Raw genomic sequence first — 18,707 nt, 5'->3', positions numbered from 1 at the left:
TCGGGCTTTCTTCTTGCACCGCTCGGAACGAGCCGGACTTCCTAAAAGCCCCCGCTTTTAAGCGTGGGGTTCCTTACCCTTTTCCCGCTGACGAACCAGAGAATTTAACTCAGACCTGCGCTGGTTGCACCGCTGATGCGACTTCTCGATCGGGCGACAGTCACTGCTCAACGACTTGCTGTTTACAAAGAAAGAAGTTAACCAATTATTAATCCTGGGGTCTCTAGATAAAATACTTGTTGATTGTATCTGAGATGTTGCACCATTCTCAATTACTTGTTTAGGAACAGGCATCTTGCCTGTTCCACAAGAAAATTCACTCTTTGTGGAACAGGCATCTTGCCTGTTCTTGAGAATGGTGCAAGATGTGAGTTGTATCAAACAGCATAGGTCATTTTGAGTTGCTAACATTTTCCTTATTGATGCGATACCTTTAAAATACAATGCTTTGAGCAGCACTCGAATTTTGAGCGACAACGCATCACTCTCTGATAGCGAAAATACCGATCGACCTTCCTCGCGCGCGGCCCCAAAATGCGATCGGCGATTAGTCCCCCGGCGAGCGGGAAGGTCAAACTTCAGCTCAAATCTGACTCAGGCGGCTCCGGCTTCGGCTCTGGTCGGACAGATTCTTGCCTTTGCCGCTTCAACTCTGCAACTTTTTCTTGAGCTACATCCCTGACTTCTAGAGCTTTATCTTGGAATTTTTCCGCCAGACTTTGAGCGCCCCGCTTCACACCTGCCACATTTTTGAGAGTTCTGTCGAAATCTTCGTGTAAAAACTCTGCTACCAGACCGACTTTTTTGTGCAGTCCGTCCGCGTACTGCACGGGTTCCGATACAGCAGCTTCAGAGACGATCGCCCGCTTGCTGCCGATGGTCGAAATAGCTGCCACAGGTAACAAGTAAATGTCGTCTAAAACACCGCGCCAGCCGCTCGATTTAAATAGGTAGTGGGTGACTGAACCCGTGCGGACATCAAATAGGTAGTCAACCACTGCACCTGCCTTATTCCCAGCGTCCGTGAGCACCTCAAGCCCGATCGGACAAACAGCTTGTTCCGGCTGATGCAATTCCGGCAGTTCCGGGTTAATGGTGACAAAAACATTTTCCCCCACCGTATCAACTTGCGCCCAAGCGAACCAAGTTTTTTTGCTGCCCAAAAGTCCCGACTTGCAAGTAAAGCCGATCGCCCGCTGGGAGTGAGCATCGAGCCAAACCCGATCTACCCTGCCGACCTCTTCCGCCGTTCTGCGGTCGATGGTGCGGCGGTTGAGCAGTTCGCTGCGCCTAACAATTTGTGGTGATGTACTCATAAATAAACTCCTGAGTGCCGCCTTTGAAAAATGTCGATCGTCCAAAGAAGCCGATTTAATATTCTTCTTCCGAATAATGGCGATTATTATCTGCCTGGGTTAACTCCTCCTCTTCCCTGGAAGTGCCAACTTCTTTTTGGTCGGGAACAGGAATCGTGCTAATGTGCACCCCGCCCGAGGGAGCGTGAATTTCCTTAGCCTCCCTGGGCTTGACGGTAATTTGTCCTAACTGGACTGAGGACTGATTCGGGCCTACGTTGATTTGAATTTTCGGCCCTGAGCGAGCCAAGTGAACGATCAGACCGTCCACAATGGGAACCTTAGCGATCGGCTTACCATCGAGGTAAGTGCCGTTGGTACCTAAATTGATCAGTTCCCAAGTTATGCCGCTGCGCCGCAATTCGATGTGGCGACGAGAAACCACAGCGCTAAAAAGAACGACGTGGTTTTCCGTCGAGCGCCCGATCCGGACGACCTGCTCGTCTTCAAAGATCCAACTGCGGACGGGTATAGACTGGAGTGGATGTAGCAAGGTCAGCTTAATCACATTGGCAGAATTGAGTTTTGGTAGAGCGCCTCAAGATGCGATTTTAGATTTTAGACTTTCGATCGCCCAATCCAAACTCGCTCTAAGAGATTTGAAATAAAAACGTAACCAGGTCTCCTTTGCCCAGAGAGATGCGGTCTCCCGGTCGCAACCGGTGGCGGTTTCCCTTGGGTAGCGGAGTATTGTTGACGTAAGTGCCGTTGGAACTGCCTACATCTTCTAGGTAGCAAGCATCTCCCTCCACCCGGAGATTTGCGTGTACCCGAGAAACTATCTCAGAATTAGCAAATCCCGAAACATCAATATCCGGTGGCACTAAGTCATTTGGCTTGCCTATGTGAACCACAGCCAGACTGTGAGGCAATTCCATCGGCGTATTTGTCTGAACGTGTAGCAGCCGCGCGGACTGCTGTTGCAGTTGAGTTTTAGCTACACCTGCTGGCTGTGGGCCCGGAACCGGAGGAGAGATAGTTACTGGTGTTGCCACCGATTCAGTTGTAACAGGAACCGAGGGCGAAGGCGGGGGATCTGGATTCGTCGGAATGCTGGCGGTAGTTTTTTCCAAGTTGAGCCCCTTATTCAGGCTAACTAGAGGTTCCATTGCCATCAGGGGATCGGGTGGCACTAAATCGGGCGCCGGTGACGATACCACTGTGGGGCCTACAGGCGAGGGAGACGGTACTGTCACCTCAACTTCTGGAACTATGGATATGGAACCCGGACGCAAGTTAAAGCCACACTGGCCGCAAAATGCTGCATCTGTCTGAACTGCTGCACCGCAGTTCGAGCAACTTGCGGTAGCAGGTAAAGGCGTGTAGCAAGCCTCACACTGGCTGGCCCCCTCGGGGTTCTGGTGATTGCAATTGGGACAGACAATCATCGATTTCTCCTTGCTATCGGCCAGATTTTCAAATCAGCCTCATAAAAATACTCGTCGTGTATATGGTCAAATTTTAACTTTAACCGCCACAATTCTTATATTGCTTCTAATACTAGCAACTGAGCTGACGCCGTGACGTTAGCTGTGATGGGCAAGATTGAGTTAGTGATAATGCTGACTGTGTTGGCACGCTGGCGGCTCTGTGGGCTATTTTACTGCTGCGCCAGCAGCCGCATCGAGCAGCCACCAAAGCTCGCCCTCTGGTTGAACGAGTCTGGCTGGATAAGTCATTTCGTCGGCTGCGGGGGCAAAAATTTGAGCAAGGGCGGGTTGTTTGCTGGCTCCTGCGACCATGAAGATGACGCACCGGGCCCGGTTGATTAAGGGGACTGTAAAGGTAATGCGGGGTTGACCGTCTTTGTTGCCGACAGTTACTAGGGCATCGCGGACTTCCAAGGCTGCTGTGCCGGGAAATAGAGAGGCTGTGTGGGCGTCGTCCCCTATGCCCAATAAAATGATGTCGAAGGCAGGAAACTCGCCCTCGGATACTTTGAAGAACTGCTGCAATTCGGTTTGGTGAGTCGCAGCGTCGGCTGCGGGGTCGCCGGCGCCTGTAGGCATGGGGTGGATGTTGCTGGCGGGGATATTCACTCGATCGAGCCACGCGAGCCGCGCCATTTTTTGATTGCTGTCTGGGTGTTCTGGGGGAACGTAGCGTTCGTCGCCCCAGAAAACGTGAATTTTGTCCCAAGGCAGGTCTTGGGCTGCGATCGCTCTGTAGAGGGGTTCCGGTGTGCTTCCGCCCGCTGCGGCGATCGTACAAAGTCCGCGTTCTGCTATGGCTTCTGAGATTTTCGACAGCCCAATCTCCAGCGCTCGATCTATTAATTGTTCCCGATTTGCTAATACTTCAACTACTTTTTTCATTAATTTCCTCTCAACTTTCCTATTCGTGTTGTTCTCAGCAATTGCCAATTTTACCTTGACATTTTGGTTAGACATTTTGGTTTGAGGTCGATCGGCTGACAGACCCGGCAGGCCGGGTACAGCATCCCATAAAATTTTATCATCTTATGCCCTTTGATTTAAGGAAAGCAAGACATATTTCTACCAGTGCTTTATGGATTTTCACCGGTTGCATTGAGCTTTCGCAACTTTCAATCAAAAGTTCGATCGTACTCGGAGCATCTGGGCAGAAAGTAAAAAGCGTTTTTTGGGACTCCGAGCCGTCCCGCACAGCAAAGTCTATAAATATAGCGAGCCGGACGATCGCACACCGACAGTAAAAGCCAAACCGAGATGCTCCCGATCGCACTTACCCCGGCATAGCAAAAATAATCAAGATTGATGTGGTAGAGTAGGAAAAATAGTTTTAAATCCGCAGGCTCGGATGGAAGCAAAACTATGTCAAATTTTAAGCGATTTCCTACATCAGTCCGCTATCTAATAGCGCGGTTGCGCCACTGGACGCAACCGGCGGTTTGGGCTCCGTTAGCCGTGCTCTGTGCAGGGGGGTTATTCATCTGGGAGGTCTCTGTAAATCCAGAAAGGTTGAGCATAGATGGCGAAGAAGAACCAGCCTCAAACACTCCAGCTTCGCTATCGGGGCTATCTGCTGAAGATACCGCCATTGCGGCTGAAATCGACAGCTCACCAGTGCTAGTCAATCAGTTTAATGGCTCTACTGCTTCTGAACTGAACTTGTTAAATTCATCAGTAGTAAAAAGCAAAGGTTTATTCGAGGAACTTCGAGATCGGGAGTTAGAAACTCCTGAGCCATCTTCAGCCCCCAAACGGGTAGGAAGCAGCGGATTGGTGTCCTTGCCAAATTTAGCAAATCCTGCTGTCGAGGCCGGAAACAATAACCCCCAAAACTCCAGCTTGCTAAGTTCAAACGCAACATCAGCGTTGAGTTTATCTGGCAGTGGGAGACTAAATTCCGGGATAAAAACGATCGAGCCTGAGTCTCGGGGTACAGCGACAGCAACTTTATCGCAGGCGTCTAGTGATGCTAATTCAGATAAACAAAACGAAAATTCTCTGCCTTTGAGTCCGCTGCAAGCAGCTATGAAAAAATACGTCGTTGCTAACACTTCGGCAACGGCGGCTTCAGGTGAGAAAACTGCAGACGAGGCTACATTGCTCGATCGACCCGCTTCCGATCCGGCAGCAGTAAATGCGACAAATTTGCTCCCAACGACCGCTACAGCTCAAGGTAGAGCAAATCCTGTGAATGTTCCCACAGCACTTCCCCCACTGGTGGCTCCGACAAATACTGTGAGCAACGAATCTCAAGAATTCTTAAAACCGACAGCTACAGTCTCTGAATCATTTGCTGGGTTAAATTCCAGAGTGCCGAACCTCCCCGAAATTAATGCAGGGGCGGCACCGGTGGCTTTGCCGAAAAATCCCTACCAAACTAATTTATCTGGCTCAGGCTTGGCACCTGAAGTTCAACCTGCGGCACTTCCCGTAGCCATACCTTCGCCAACACCTTTACTTCCCAATGTCAGTTCATCTCCCTTTCCGAATGGGATTGGGGGAAGCAAGATAATTAGCCCTCAATTCTCTCCCAATTCAGCGAATTCTCAATTTCAAACACCTCCACCGAGTCAGCTTAACTTGCCGCAGCAGCCTAACTTTGGAGTTGTTCCCCAAAATACAAATCAGGGCGTGCAGCCCATTCAACCTCAAACTTTTGCTACACCCCGCTCTCTGGCTCCAGGACGCTACATTGGGGGTGGCGAAATCAATACTTTTTCTAATCCGTGAACTGCTTCTAGTATCGTCTCAGCAGGCGGTGAACTGATGAATTTCCCCCTTTTTCCCCTCGACATCTTCAAATGTCGGGGGTTTTATATTTTCTGTTCAATCTCATGCAAAAAAAGGGAAACATCAGAAACATCGTGGAAACATTGAAAAATTTGCTTGACGCGCCAGTGAGAGGGGTGTCAGAATGGGTCAAACCTCACAAGGGGAGGAGAGCCCCGTGAAAATCACAAAACACCGAGACAAAATCCTTGAGGTACTGCGAGAGTGGTTTCGCATCCACAAACAGGGGCCAACGCTGGAAGAGTTGTGTACAGAACTGGCAATGCAGCCCCGTCAGAAAGCAACGGTGCAACGCTGGTTGCAGACAATGCGAGGCATCGACGTGGAATGGGAGGACAATGCTGCCCGCAGTCTCCGACTGCTTGCCCCTGAAGCTGAAGAACCCGAACTGCAAATATCCGTAACGGAAACCTTGCGGTATCTAGCGACGGGTCTGGCAGAGTGGGGACAACGAGAACCCAGCAAGCGCGAGCACATCCCAACAGCCCTCCGCATCGGGATGTCCCGAATGTACTTAACATCTTTATTGCAAGGAGACGAACAAGTCCCCTCAAACCTGCCAGATTTTTTTGACTGGGCAAAAAATCCTGTTGTTGAGTGGAAACCAGCAGCAGAAATTAAACACCTTTCAACCGATGTCACCCTCATCGAAGATGGGTCAGTTTCCCACTTTGCCGAACAGTGGGAGGTTAAAGGTGTCGATGTAGAAAGGCAGGTTCAAGAGAAAGTCCTGCAAGATGTCCTCGAATACTGTCGGGGACACCAACTCGGAGATGCTTATCGAACCTATCGGAAACTAATTATCGATCGCCCCGTCCTCCCCTACCCCGAATACCGCCGCCTCCTATCTTCCTCCCAACTCAGACCCCTGCGCGAATTCTTATCACAAACCTATGTCGATTTAGTCGATTTAGCAGAAGAAAACACCTATCATTTTTGTCCTCGCTGCAACTATTTAATGCGCCGCCGCCGAGATGGAATCCATAGCTGCCGAAACAAAAATTGCGAACAGCTAAGTGCCAAACTTCATCTCCCACCGCTGCCGCCAATTCCCAAACACGAGGCAGAAACTTGGAAAGCCGTTACCCCAGGCGTATATCGCTACGGAACAATCCCAGGAATTTGGGAAATTCAATTAGCAGAAAGTCTCACAAAATTGGGCATCCGCGTCACCCTGTGGCCGGAGATAGATGAATTTGACTTGCTGGTGGAATTTAGCAAGAAAATTCGCTGGGCGATCGATGTCAAAGACTGGGAATATCTCGACGAAGAACGCTTGCAGAAAGTGAAGTATCGGCTTGATGCCACCCAAACCTTTATTGTGTTCCCAGACGAGCGAGAAGACAAACTGCGGATTCAAGTGGTACGCCAACAACTCGAACCAGAATTAGGTGGCGTGCGCTTAATGCTGATTGGCGAAATCATCTCCCAGGCGGAAAAAATTATGGAGGATAGAAACCGTGCGCGATCTTGCTAAATGGAGTAAACAATTGCGGGAATCACTCCGCAACTCTGAGGACTTAAAAGCTTATGCCGCTTCTAGCCTTTCCGACGCTGATGCCCAGGTACAGCAGCGAGAAATTAGCCGCCTTGCCCAACTGATTGCCGAAGTGGAATTAGGGCTAACACTGCTGAGGGAAATAGCTCCTGAAGAACCCGCCGCCTCAGTCTCAGCTTTACTTTCGGGATATCGGTTTCCGGTTGAAGCACTCTTAAATGATGCTAACTGGGGGCTGGTAAAAAAAGCCCGTTTTTATCTCCTGCGACGGAAAGGGAATCAATGGGAGCGATCGCTCTGTGAATACATCAGCATTCCTGAAATTTTGAGAATATTCAGCTTAACAGACATCAGCGAAGTACCCCAATTAATTCCCTCAAGTACATACCCCCGACGCTTGCAGCTATATCAGCAAACCCTATCAGCAACCCCCCAGCACAAAAAACGACAAACCCAACTAGCAAATCCTGGGTATTGGTATGCCAAAATTTCCCACAAAGGTAACTCTCCCACTGAGGTTCCTGTCAATATTCCTCAAGCTGTTGCTAATCTTGCACCCGCGCCGCAGGTATCTCTTCACCCCCAGCGCACTAAGAACAATCCCTCTCATACCGTCACCCTAGAAGAGTTGCTGATTTCAGCCGAAGAAATGGATTGTAAGCTGGCTGAATCGGGATACAGCCGAGAAAACTATCACAGGCGCCTTCGAGGAATTGCCTTGCGGTTGTATGACGCATCCACTGATGATTTTTCCCCAGGTAGCGAACTGAAACTAGAGCAACTCGTCCACATTGTCGGTTTATTGAATGTTGGCAAATCCACACTGTTAGAAGTTCTGATTTACCATTTGGCAAAACAGGGATATCGCTGCGGCTTAATTGTTAATGATGTTGTTGCACAGGTGCGCCTCGCATCCTTGTTTTGGCACGGAATGGGCATTTCTGCAGCTCCCGTACTGGGGAGCGATCGCTCTCAACATTTGGAAAAAATTTACGAACCCATCCTTGCAACAATGGGCGAGGACATTGCACAAGGAGCCATTCATCCCGCGTGGCGCTGGTTTAGTTTTGTTTGTCCCTTATTAGCTTTAGTACAGTCAGAAGATAAGTGGGAATTTGGCGAGGAACCCTGTCACAATCTTTACCAAAAAGTGACCGCCAACCCAAAGGAAAAAGCAATAGACAGTGAAGACTTAGAAGATTGGGAAGAAAGCGATACAGAAGATAAATATACCTGTCCTTTTTATTATAAGTGTCCGCGCCACCAACTAGAACGAGACATCGCTCAATCTTTGGTGTGGGTGCTAACAACCGCCAGCTTCATTCATACCCGCGTTTCCCGTCAGGGCTTTGACGAAAATCTTACTTTTGCTGAAGCTGTTTACCGCGAATGCCACTTTCTCTTTGTTGACGAAGCTGACCGGGTACAGGTGCAATTTGACGAAGCTTTTGCACCGGATGAAGTGTTAGTCGATGCTTCGGGAAACTCCTTATTAAATAAACTCGGAAATAAATTTGCCAATGCTATCTACAATTCCGATCGCCGCAGCATGGCGGCTGAATTAGTGGCAGCAGCAAAAAAAGCCCACGACAACGCTCAAAGTGCTGCTGACATCATCCTTCCCAAGCTACACAACCAATCCGAACTGGTTGAATGGTTGGGTTCAACTCCCTTCACGGGCCGTTCTGTATTTGCCCGCATTATCCGCGACATCTTGGAACCTCAACCAGAGACAGAAAATAGCGAACCCAAAACTAAACTTACCCGCAAAGAACGCAGTCAGCAGCGGCGGAACCGGATTGAAGCCGGTTTGCCACCTTTCGAGGAACGCCAGCGCCGCAAACAGGTTATGCAGACAATAGAGAATTTTTTGCAAGCACCTGTCAACCGCCGCCAAGGAGGAGAACTTTCAGATATTGCCTTGACATTGTTGAGTGCAGAAAGCGAGACTTTGGCATTAGCTGAAGTAGCTAATTGGCTAAACAGGTGGCTTGAATCTTTGGGAATTTCTATTGCCGATAAAACTAAGTTGGGTGAAGTAACGCGCCACTTGTACTTTGCAATTCTCGTGGCTGTGCTGAGTAATCGGTTAGCCTTTTTGGTTGACCATTTAAGCGCCTTAATGCGATCGCGCGTTATTGATTTGCACGACACCAGTCTTTCCCTAGTTTATCGCCCGCCCCGCGACTATCTGCCGGTGCTGCCATCTGCACCTGTGGGAAATATTTTGGGATTCAAATATACGCCGGATCGCAGCAGCAGAGGTGGCAAATTGGAGTATTTTCGCTACGTTGGAGTCGGTCGCGATTTACTCCTCAATTTCCCCACTATTTTTGCTGTTGACGATTGGGATGGCCCTCATACAGTGCTGATTTCAGGTACTAGCTACGCTCCGGGTGCTCCCGCTTATCACATTCGGAAAAGACCTACAGTATTGTTAGAACCTGCCTCTAATAATCACCAAGCTGGCGATGCTGGGATTGGCGAAAGTGAGTTTTTTTTCACACCGCAGCAGAATGGTGTTGGAAATGATATCGCCCTATCGGGATTGCCTCCGGCGGCACGGAAAAAAGCCGCAAAGGAGATGGTTGAGGCTGTCTCTAACAGACCGGGAAAAGCTAATAGCTTTCTCGATCGCCTATTTGAGACGTTAACAGATAAAGGACAGCAAGACCCGCAGCGGTGGGGCGATCGCAAACGCCTTTTACTGATCGCCAACAGCTACGACGAAGCTGCACAGGTTGAGTCAGTTTTGAAACCAATTTACCCCGTTGAAAATATTGACGGAATTAAAGTTCTCCGTCGCGACAATGCTCCTGCTGACTTAAGCGGGATTCGCCGGGGTAAAATTCGGGATTTAAACAAACTTCCCACTGAGATTGTAATTGCACCTTTAATGGCTTTAGAACGGGGTCACAATATCCTCAACGATAACCGGATAGCAGCATTTGGAGCAGCGGTATTTTTGAGCAGACCGATGCCAGTCCCCGATGACTGGCAAACCACTGTCCAGCAACTCAACAATTGGGCGCTGGAAAATTGCTCAAATTTCGCTTTGTATGAGCCAATTGGGCGGCGCGGCGACACTCTAACCCTGGCAAATGTTCACAGTGAATTTTACAGATATGCAGTAGACAAGATGCTCGATTTGAACTGTCGGGCGATGTCTTTCAAACAGTTGACTGATGATGAACGCTCTGTACTTTGTTGGACTCAATTAGTGAGTATCTGGCAAATCATCGGGCGTTTGGTGCGGGGCGGTGTTCCTTGCATTGTTCACTTCCTAGATGTCAAATTCGCGCCGAAATCAGCCCAAGGGGAACTCGACAGCGTTGTTACCTCGCTTTTGGCGGGAATTATCAAAGAACTTCAAGACTCGGTTGAGGGGGAAGGAAAACCACCCTGTGACAGAACCCTCGCGCGATCGCTCTACGGAGCTTTCTTAAATGCACTCAAAGAAACAAAAAAATTACGCTATGACATTTAATACCATTCTTCCCGGAGCCTGGGAACTGACTCAGGACTTAGAATACAATCTCTTTTCCTTAATTGTTCCTACTGCATGGCAGCAAGTTGCTAAATCTCTGGCACAAAAGCGCGTCAAACTGCTTGGCAAAGGTTATCCGTCTGTGCCTGTATACTCGCTCGATCGCATCATAGCGGCCAGCTTCCCGCAAATTATCCAGACGGTGCGTTATGGCTGGCAGCATCCGGGTGCAACTTGGCTGTTTGCAACAGAAAAGGCTGACCTTTCTGATTTGTCAGAATTCATCAAAGATTGGCTTCGAGAAGAATTTAGCACGAGTTTGGGAGAGGCGGAAGTAGATTCCTATCTCGAAAAGCTAGACGATCGAGATTGGCGTTGGGAAGATCCTAAAACTTATTCTTTGCTGCGCCGGCCCGAAAATCAATATGATGAGATCCGTTTCCAAGCACTTCCCGATTACCTAGCTGTTAAATTTCTCGAAAATCCTCAAGTCTGCTTTGGTGAAAACGATCGCTATCAACTAACCTTCTACCGAGTTGTCAGCCTCAATAAGGGTGCTGAACTGATGTCCTGGCCTCCCCATCCGGTGTCGATTGAGAAAAACCAAGAAGTTGGTACAGCAGATATCTCATTTGTCATCCGTTTTAAGCTGCAAACAGTTCCTTGGCGTCAGGAACCCATGATTTACCACCAACTTTCAATTCGGCGGTGGATTGTGGAACCTCTAGAGCGTCTGCCGTACCGAGGAGCCACTGCCTTGATTGGGGATAATCACCGATGGTTAGATGGTGTGCCACAACCGTTCTGTTTTATGCCTTTGCCTGTGAAAAAACGTTCTGGTGGAGAACTTCTGTGGCCTAAAGCTATCAGTGGATTACTTCTGAGTAATGACTCCCGACTTCCCGACCCAAAAGAGTTAGTTAAACAGCCAAAGCACGATTGGTCTGCGTTTGGTCAAGAACCGGAGGGAATACAAATAGCCATTGCCTACGACACTCGGCATCGTGGCGATGCACCTTGTTTGCCCGGTGTCAGTCCGCTGGATTTAGCAAGTATCGATCGGGCAATTCAAAATCGGATAGAGCAATCTAATTTACCCATTCAACGAGTGGGTGAAGCTACAAGGATATCAGGCACATACGTGCCTTTCTGGGAGAAGGGAGAACCAAAAAAGAGAAGTGATAAATCACCTAAAAGCCCTAACGATTTATCTACCCCTATGCTGCGACCAAAAATTGCTGTACCTGCTGTATTTAGGGCCGCCGCAAATCCCCTGCATACAATACTTATCCTCTGGGAAACTCAACGATGTCGAGATGCACTCATTGCTGAAATTTGTCAGCTACTCGATCTATCACCAACAGGGAATGCTCGGGTTTATGAGACTCTCTCCGGAGCGCAAGGAGAACAGACTCTTTATCAAAGTCCTCAAGGTTCCTTGCTCATCAAAACTCAGCACGTCGAAGACTTGACGCAAAGACTCGATTTGGATAGTGCATCAGTCCCAACTAACAACCGCCAAAAACAGCGAGTCAATCTCATTGAAGAGCGCGTTATACAGATTGTTTCATCCCTACCAAAAGCGGAAGGAATCAGCGGTGCATTAATTGAAATCAAACCTAAAAAACAATTCTTTCCGCCGGAGTCAGATCCAAAGTTAGCGTTAAGAATTGGAGCAATGCAAGCTGGCTATGTCAACCAACATATTCACGGAGTAACGGCTCACAATAAAAAGGGTGAGGAATATAAAATTAGAAATTCGGACAATCGAGTACAAAAAGCTGTCTCGGATTTATTGCGACAATTCGGGATTCTGCCTGCTCCGATAATTGATTTAGAGAAGGATGGCATCGAGCCGAATTTGTGGCTGACGTGCTTCCAAGTTTTGCGCCGAACTCGAAAAACAACTGCTAGCAACACCCCTGCGACTGTTGCATTAATGGTGCGAGTTAATCCAGTCGCAGGAATCGTACAAGTTACCACTCCTTCTTTATTCCCGAAATGGGTATCGTATCCAGTTGGACTTGGATACCTGATTAATGAAAAATGGGACTCGGATTCCGATATTGGTGAAATCACGAGCGATATCGGCGAACAACAGCAGTCTAGTGACAAAAAACGCGAACAGCAGTTTCTCAATAAATTTGTAGCTGACTGTTTGAGAGATTGCCTAAATACCTCAATAGAAAAGGATAAAATTCCCAGCGTACTTTTTATGGCAGAAGCCCAAAATGCCCGAAAAATGCTGGCGTGGCTGCAAAACCCCAAACTACCTGCCAACGATTTACCAGATGAACTAAAACGGCACATGACAGAATCAGAACAAAATCGTCTGTGGGTTGTGCGGTTGCGAATTGCGGGTGAGGGTGAAGTTCCTGTTTGTATTGTCAAGGATTCTCCTGGTAGCAAAGCCAAGGGTTTATTTTGTTGGAATGGTGTGTGTAATAGCCCTGAAAATGCGCTTTATCTAAGCATGAGGATGGGGTTAACTACTGAACAGGGCTTATTACGTAAGTTACAGTCTAGACTTGATAATGGCAGCAAGCAAGCTGGAAACCGCAAACCTTTAGAGATAGCCGTTGTTCATTCGCCAGGAATTGAGGGCAGCAAATTAGCTTGTTTCGTCCACAATCTGAGAGACCGCTGGCCGTATTTTGCGGATGAAGTTTCTCTGCCGTTCCCATTTGCCTTTGCCACTTTAGCCAAAGAGTATGCGGTGAGTGCCAAAGATATTGTGGAATTAGAGGACTCAGAGGAATCTGAGGAGTCAGAAGACTTAGAAGACTCGGATTAATATCTGTTAATTCACTAGCGCGACGCGGCCCGCACCAACAACAATCCCCCGATTCCCAAGCCAAAAGCGATCGGCAGCCAAGCCGACAGAATCGGAGTCAAAACAGCTTTCACGCCCATAGAACTGGTGATGAAAGAAAATACGTAGTAAGTAAAAATCACAACTACGCTAATACCAAAACTCGTTCCTCTGCCGGAGCGGCGCGGTTGAGTTCCCAAAGCGGCTCCCACTAAACCAAATACCATGCACACGAAAGGAAAAGCATATTTTTCTTGAATTCGCACCTTTAATTTGCGAATTTGCGGTTCGTCGCCACTGTTTTTAAGGATATCCAAACGCTCTAAAGCTTGGGCAATGTTCATTTCCTTGAAATCCCGCGCTCTGGCAGCTAAATCTAATGGCGTGCGGGGCAGTTGCAACTGCTGGTGTTGAAACCTAACTATATTGCGGTAAGAGCCATCAGGAGCAACTATATAAGCGGTTCCGTTGAAAAAATCCCAGGTATTTTCTGAGGGATTCCAAGTAGCTGATTCTGAAGAAACGATTTGATTGAGGCCGGGGGTGGAGCGATCGATAATTGTTAAACCTTTCATTCGCTGACCGTCAAATTGTTCTGCATAAAAAAAGCGGGCGAGGATTTCGTCGCCGCCTTTTTCTGGTTTGCGAAATTCTGTGTAGATAATATTTCTATCTTGAAATGTCGGTTTTTCTCGCTTCAGGGCTCTGTCTAAAGTCAGAGTAGCTCTGTAGCTGGCGGCGGGTACAACTAACTCTTGCAAAGCAAAGGTGAAGCCTGCAACAATTAAACTCATGATCACAGCAGGTAGTATCAATCGGTATACGCTGACTCCGCAACTGCGGAGGGCGATGAGTTCGCTGTCGCTGGACATTCGGCTGTAGGCCATTAAGGTTGCTAGCAGCATTGACATGGGGAAAGCCAATACTACGAAGTAGGGAATTTGCAGGAGAAAAATTTCTATGGCTGCGCTGTAGGGGAGGCCGGATTCTGCTACTCTGCGGACTAATTCAAATAAAGCTCCAACTGTGACGGCGACGGATGTAAAGAGTCCGACGCCAAAGAGAAATGGCCCGATTAGTTCTTTGGTAATGTACCAGTCCATTACTGAAATTCTCGGCAGCCAGTTGATGGGATTCAAAGAATTGGATATTGCTATTTTCATAGTTTGGGCTTTTTGCAGTTTGCTCCTCAATCTAACATCTCAAATCTAAAATTATGGCGCCTGCGGAATGCCTTCAAAAGACTACCGCACGAAGTTGTCACCTAAGTAATACTGTCGCACTAAAGGATTGCTGTAGAGTTCTTCTTCAGCCCCGGAGGCTAAAATTTGACCGTCTCGCATGATGTAGGCTCGATCGGTAATTTCGAGGGTTTCTCGGACGTTGTGATCCGTGATGAGGATGCCGATTTTGCGATCGCGCAGTTTAGCAATAATGGTTTGAATTTCGTCTACGGCGATCGGATCGACGCCTGCAAACGGTTCGTCTAAAAATAGGAACATCGGCCCGTCTCGCCCTGCGGCTAATGCTCTCGCCAGTTCAGTCCGTCGTCTTTCTCCCCCCGATATTTGAATTCCCAAACTTGATGCTATTTTTTCTAAGCGAAATTCTTGCAATAGGAAATCGACTCGCTCTCGCCATTCCCAGCGCGGCACTTGAGTTTGTTCTAGGACTAACAAAATGTTGTCGCGCACGCTCATGTTTCGGAAAATGCTTGCTTCTTGAGCGAGATAGCCAATTCCCAAATGTGCTCGCTGGTGCATCGCCAATTTAGTGATGTCTAAATCGTTTAGCCAAACGGTGCCTTGATTGGGTTTTTCTAATCCGGTTGCTATGTAAAATGTTGTGGTTTTGCCGGCACCGTTGGGGCCGAGCAATCCTACGATTTCTCCTTGGGCTACCGACAGGTTGACGCGACTGACTACATTGCGTTTTCCGTAGGATTTGTGAATATTTTCGAGTACAATTTTCATTTTCGCTCCCGGCAACCTCTACAAGCTCAATTTCAGACTGCAGCTTTGTGCGATCGACTCTCTAATTTAAATTTTACCTTTTCAATTTTGTTAGTTTTATAAACACGAAATTTCGCATCTATCCCAAGTAGTATGTTTTGGCTGAGGCGAAATTTCGCTGCTGCGAGCCGCTTTTACCGGGGGGCTGTAGTTGGACGTGGGGAGCCCAATGTATTTTGGGCTGCCGCATCTTGTTCCGGGGCCACCAGATAAACAGATTCTACCTGTCCTGGGTTGTCTGGCAGGGCAATAAACCGCCCTTCGTCGATGAGGTATGTTATGGTTTCGCCGCGCAGGCTGTTGCCCTGCTGCAAGACGTAAACATCTCCGCTGAGAATAATCCGGCGCTCGCGGCTGAAATATTGAGCTTGAGCCGCAGTTGCTTGTATTTGGCGGGCGGGATAGTTGATTTGGACGTTGCCGCGGGCTGTCACGATGCCGGTTTTGGAGTCGGCTTCTTGAATGTCCGATCGCACGCTGAGGGTGCGGGGCGCGTTGGCTTGCGAATAGGTGGGAGAGGCGATCGCGCCTGCCAGAGTGAGGGGCAACAGCAGCGATAATCCTTTGAATATTCGGGAATTGAGTAGTTTAGCGGAGGGCATCATAACTTACAAGCCTCAAAATTTGTGAAATTGCTGAAGGGTATTATCTCCAGTTAGGTATTTTATCTTAACGGCCAGAAAGATTCCCGTGAGGTCGATCGATTGACCCGATAATCTCAACCAATTATCCTAGCAAGACAACAGCGAATTTAATTGGCTATTTTGCTGAGTGGCTGCAACTGTCTTAACCGGGAACGGGCAAGATGCTCGTTCCACAGCAAATAAATCTGCTTGTGCAGCGGGCAAGAAAGCCAGCCCTCCTCTGTGTAGAGGCAAAGTCTACTGCACACCCTAATACAAACATTTATTTAACTTTTATTTAAGTTTTCGGTACTTTGATAATTCGTGGCAATTGCAAGCCTGCAACTTCTGCACCTGTTAATAAAGGTAAAAAATCAGCAACTTTTTCCGGCCCTGCTTGTTGCAAAGCGCTCAAAAGTTTAGCACTCTGTCCGAGCAAGTCTTCAACGGCAATTCCGCCATAACTGGGCTGATAATAACTGAGCCGATTTATTCCTTCTCCCAGCAAGATTACTGCACCGCGCCAGTTTTTATTTCCTAAGTGATAAAGCGCGACCGCAATTTGCAATATTCCCTGATAAAACCTTTTTTCCGGCTCGCCGGCTTCCATCCACAAAGCCTCTAAAGTATCGTGACAAGCGTAAAATTCTTGGCTGTTAAACTGTTCGATACCTTGCCAAAACTCGATCGGCATTTCCTCTGTCATTCGATTGGGGATTGGGGATTTTCGATGGCGGATGTGTGTTTGAGTAGGCGGCGATCGATTTTTGTTAAATAGCTAAGTCTTAAAAATAGGAAAACTAACGACCTATTTTCAAAACTACTGCCCTTTCACGACCGCCTACTTAACCGATTACATAGTGTCTCTGACAGCTTGAATCTGATCCATTCCTATTTCCTGAGTAGTTCCCGCGAAATCGTTATCTGGCGTCAGAAATAACATACAGTGACACTCTTTGCGCTCGCGCATGGGAATGCAGGGACAGTTCCAGTAGGCGGCTTTTACTTCGGCTTCTTTATCTTCGTAATGGCGACAAGGGCATAAGGGAGCACCTAGTTCATCCTTGTGTTTTGCTAGTCCTTCTATCACGACAGCAGTGACGGAAGGTTCAGAACAAAAGAAAGTTCCCGTGCGCTTGGCGTAGGTTTCGGAGAAATTCTTCATCGCCTCCAAAGTTTTTTCGTTGGAGAGTTTAGATTTTTCTGTTGTGTTCATAGTTTAGGATCGAAGTTGAGGATGCTACGAGCTTTTGACAATTGTAGCGCAGAATGTGATTTTAAACACTTGTATATTTCTGTTTACTTACAAGGAGGAAAACCTTGACAAAGATTGAGTTTTAGGTTGTTGGTTTTTTAGTGGTTTTTGTCTATCCCGGAGGGTGCGGGAAACTTGCAGCAGGGCGGGTTTTTGGAGCTGCCAAAAGATTTGGGCGATCGAGGGCCCTCAACAATCATCCCCCAAAGGGGATAAAAATCGGATAAGATAGCACAGCCCTGTCCCTGTTAGTGGCATCTGATGGCAACTTCCCCGAACCGCACCCACAGCAAAAAATCTCCTCCTTCTGGGCTGATTTGGCCGGCTGACACCGAGTTAGTCGGATTAGTGTTTGAATTGACTCCCCGCGCTGCTAGCTATCTGTACGCGCAGTATGCTATAGGTTTGCACGCTTGGTTTTTAGGTCAAGTACACCAAACTGACCCGGATTTATCGCAACTTTTGCACGATGAACAGTCAGAAAAAGCCTTTACTCTTTCGGGATTGGAAGGTGATTTGCTCCCCGGTGGCAAAGAATTTCAGCTTTTGGGCGATCGCATTTATCGCTGGTACGTAACAGGACTTTCCAAGCCAGTAGTGCAGTGGCTGAGTCAGTGGCTGCAAAATTTGCCCGAAGAGATAGATTTGCGAAATGCTCCGCTGCTAATTCGCTCTTGGGATATTGCTTTTGAACCCACAACTTACCAGCAATTATTAACAGCCGAACTCCCATTTTCGCCAACCATCAAACTTAGTTTTGTGACTCCTACAAGCTTTCGTAGCAAAGGCCATCACTTCCCTTTGCCAGTTCCCGAAAATGTTTTTCACAGTTATTTGCGCCGCTGGAATAACTTTTCGGGGGTAAATTTTGACCAAGCAGAATTTTTGAATTGGATTGATGAAAATGCAATTATTAGCCGCCACAAATTGGAGTCGCAAAAGGTAGCGGCGGGCAAAAAAGGCATGGTAACGGGATTTACTGGGGCTGTGGAATTTGGGCTAGGGCGATCGGCTCACAATCGCCCTGATTTTGTACAATTATTTTATGCTTTGGGGCGGTTAGCGCCTTATTGCGGCACGGGCCACAAAACAACTTTTGGATTGGGACAAACGCGATCGCAATGGTTGACGGAAGCGCTACCCGAAGTGTCTATACAAAGCGTATTGGCGGCGCGAATAGATGAATTGACACAGAAGTTTATGGCGCACAGAAAGCGCAAAGGTGGAAGTCGCGCTGCTGAGATTGCTGAAACTTGGGCGACGATTTTGGCGCGCCGGGAATTGGGGGAATCTTTGTTTGATATTGCTGCTGATTTGGAAATGCCTTATGAAACTGTGAAAACTTACGTGAAGTTGGCAAGAAGGGCTTTGAAAGTGGAGGATTAGCGGGAATTTGTTGACTGTTGACTGTTGACTGTTGACTGTTGACTGTTGACTGCTGACTG

15 protein-coding genes are annotated in these 18,707 nt (G+C 47.9%); 6 read left to right on the top strand and 9 right to left on the bottom strand.

Annotation, left to right across the window (positions count from 1 at the left end; all coding sequences use genetic code 11):
- The coding region (locus tag QUB06_RS27035) for a hypothetical protein (RefSeq protein WP_333437900.1) at window positions 1-212 on the top strand (212 nt) is incomplete at its 5' end.
- Between the two features lie 366 nt (window positions 213-578).
- Here the strand turns inward: QUB06_RS27035 and QUB06_RS27030 are convergent.
- The 4 genes from QUB06_RS27030 to pgl form a co-directional block, all read right to left on the bottom strand.
- The gene (locus QUB06_RS27030; protein WP_333437899.1) at window positions 579-1,316 is read right to left on the bottom strand and encodes a PRC-barrel domain-containing protein; all 738 of its coding nucleotides are present in this window, start codon (window positions 1,314-1,316) and stop codon (window positions 579-581) included.
- A gap of 55 nt (window positions 1,317-1,371) precedes the next feature.
- Window positions 1,372-1,863, bottom strand: a complete 492-nt coding sequence (locus QUB06_RS27025; protein WP_333437898.1) for an FHA domain-containing protein — start codon at window positions 1,861-1,863, stop codon at window positions 1,372-1,374.
- Between the two features lie 82 nt (window positions 1,864-1,945).
- Entirely contained in the window at window positions 1,946-2,743 is a 798-nt protein-coding gene (locus tag QUB06_RS27020) for an FHA domain-containing protein (RefSeq protein WP_333437897.1), read from the bottom strand.
- A 207-nt stretch (window positions 2,744-2,950) separates the two neighbouring features.
- A complete protein-coding gene (gene pgl / locus QUB06_RS27015; RefSeq protein WP_333437896.1) occupies window positions 2,951-3,670 on the bottom strand; it encodes a 6-phosphogluconolactonase in 720 nt (239 codons plus the stop codon).
- A gap of 477 nt (window positions 3,671-4,147) precedes the next feature.
- Here pgl and QUB06_RS27010 point away from each other — a divergent pair, with 477 nt between their 5' ends.
- From QUB06_RS27010 to QUB06_RS26995, 4 genes are all read left to right on the top strand, one after another.
- Window positions 4,148-5,515 carry a hypothetical protein gene (locus tag QUB06_RS27010; RefSeq protein ID WP_333437895.1) on the top strand — a complete coding sequence of 456 codons (1,368 nt, stop codon included), beginning with the start codon at window positions 4,148-4,150 and terminating at the stop codon, window positions 5,513-5,515.
- A gap of 217 nt (window positions 5,516-5,732) precedes the next feature.
- Complete coding sequence (locus tag QUB06_RS27005; protein ID WP_333437894.1) at window positions 5,733-7,052, top strand: restriction endonuclease-related protein; 1,320 nt, start codon at window positions 5,733-5,735, stop codon at window positions 7,050-7,052.
- Entirely contained in the window at window positions 7,036-10,560 is a 3,525-nt protein-coding gene (locus QUB06_RS27000) for a pPIWI_RE_Z domain-containing protein (RefSeq protein ID WP_333437893.1), read from the top strand. Before QUB06_RS27005 ends, QUB06_RS27000 begins: the two co-directional genes overlap by 17 nt.
- Entirely contained in the window at window positions 10,550-13,354 is a 2,805-nt protein-coding gene (locus tag QUB06_RS26995) for a pPIWI_RE module domain-containing protein (protein ID WP_333437892.1), read from the top strand. Before QUB06_RS27000 ends, QUB06_RS26995 begins: the two co-directional genes overlap by 11 nt.
- A gap of 14 nt (window positions 13,355-13,368) precedes the next feature.
- On the opposite strand, the gene QUB06_RS26990 is transcribed toward QUB06_RS26995, so the two are convergent.
- The 5 genes from QUB06_RS26990 to QUB06_RS26970 all read right to left on the bottom strand — a co-directional run bounded on the left by QUB06_RS26990 (window position 13,369) and on the right by QUB06_RS26970 (window position 17,223).
- Window positions 13,369-14,535, bottom strand: coding sequence for an LptF/LptG family permease (locus QUB06_RS26990; RefSeq protein ID WP_333437891.1), 1,167 nt, complete (start codon window positions 14,533-14,535; stop codon window positions 13,369-13,371).
- Window positions 14,536-14,616: 81 nt separating this feature from the next.
- Entirely contained in the window at window positions 14,617-15,345 is a 729-nt protein-coding gene (lptB, locus tag QUB06_RS26985; RefSeq protein WP_333034782.1) for an LPS export ABC transporter ATP-binding protein, read from the bottom strand.
- A 173-nt stretch (window positions 15,346-15,518) separates the two neighbouring features.
- A complete protein-coding gene (locus QUB06_RS26980; RefSeq protein WP_333146005.1) occupies window positions 15,519-15,989 on the bottom strand; it encodes an LptA/OstA family protein in 471 nt (156 codons plus the stop codon).
- 316 nt (window positions 15,990-16,305) lie between these two features.
- Window positions 16,306-16,713 carry a DUF309 domain-containing protein gene (locus QUB06_RS26975; RefSeq protein ID WP_333437890.1) on the bottom strand — a complete coding sequence of 136 codons (408 nt, stop codon included), beginning with the start codon at window positions 16,711-16,713 and terminating at the stop codon, window positions 16,306-16,308.
- 147 nt (window positions 16,714-16,860) lie between these two features.
- The gene (locus QUB06_RS26970; protein ID WP_333146013.1) at window positions 16,861-17,223 is read right to left on the bottom strand and encodes a ferredoxin thioredoxin reductase catalytic beta subunit; all 363 of its coding nucleotides are present in this window, start codon (window positions 17,221-17,223) and stop codon (window positions 16,861-16,863) included.
- Window positions 17,224-17,523: 300 nt separating this feature from the next.
- Between QUB06_RS26970 and cas6 the strand changes: the two genes are divergently transcribed.
- Window positions 17,524-18,648, top strand: coding sequence for a CRISPR-associated endoribonuclease Cas6 (cas6, locus tag QUB06_RS26965; RefSeq protein ID WP_333437889.1), 1,125 nt, complete (start codon window positions 17,524-17,526; stop codon window positions 18,646-18,648).
- Window positions 18,649-18,707: the final 59 nt, after the last annotated feature.

This window comes from Microcoleus sp. D2_18a_D3 (genome assembly GCF_036702455.1).
In the GTDB taxonomy this organism is placed as follows: Bacteria; Cyanobacteriota; Cyanobacteriia; order Cyanobacteriales; family Microcoleaceae; genus Microcoleus.
The sequence above is the reverse complement of the archived record's forward strand: the minus strand, read 5'-3'. Positions and strand labels throughout refer to the sequence as shown.

What these genes read in the sequence shown, in the direction of transcription:
- QUB06_RS26990 (WP_333437891.1), bottom strand. Translation starts at nt 14,535, where the DNA reads ATGAAAATAGCAATATCCAATTCTTTGAATCCCATCAACTGGCTGCCG.
- QUB06_RS26970 (WP_333146013.1), bottom strand. Translation starts at nt 17,223, where the DNA reads ATGAACACAACAGAAAAATCTAAACTCTCCAACGAAAAAACTTTGGAG.
- cas6 (WP_333437889.1), top strand. Translation starts at nt 17,524, where the DNA reads ATGGCAACTTCCCCGAACCGCACCCACAGCAAAAAATCTCCTCCTTCT.
- lptB (WP_333034782.1), bottom strand. Translation starts at nt 15,345, where the DNA reads ATGAAAATTGTACTCGAAAATATTCACAAATCCTACGGAAAACGCAAT.
- QUB06_RS27020 (WP_333437897.1), bottom strand. Translation starts at nt 2,743, where the DNA reads ATGATTGTCTGTCCCAATTGCAATCACCAGAACCCCGAGGGGGCCAGC.
- QUB06_RS27010 (WP_333437895.1), top strand. Translation starts at nt 4,148, where the DNA reads ATGTCAAATTTTAAGCGATTTCCTACATCAGTCCGCTATCTAATAGCG.
- QUB06_RS26980 (WP_333146005.1), bottom strand. Translation starts at nt 15,989, where the DNA reads ATGATGCCCTCCGCTAAACTACTCAATTCCCGAATATTCAAAGGATTA.
- QUB06_RS26995 (WP_333437892.1), top strand. Translation starts at nt 10,550, where the DNA reads ATGACATTTAATACCATTCTTCCCGGAGCCTGGGAACTGACTCAGGAC.
- pgl (WP_333437896.1), bottom strand. Translation starts at nt 3,670, where the DNA reads ATGAAAAAAGTAGTTGAAGTATTAGCAAATCGGGAACAATTAATAGAT.
- QUB06_RS27030 (WP_333437899.1), bottom strand. Translation starts at nt 1,316, where the DNA reads ATGAGTACATCACCACAAATTGTTAGGCGCAGCGAACTGCTCAACCGC.
- QUB06_RS26975 (WP_333437890.1), bottom strand. Translation starts at nt 16,713, where the DNA reads ATGACAGAGGAAATGCCGATCGAGTTTTGGCAAGGTATCGAACAGTTT.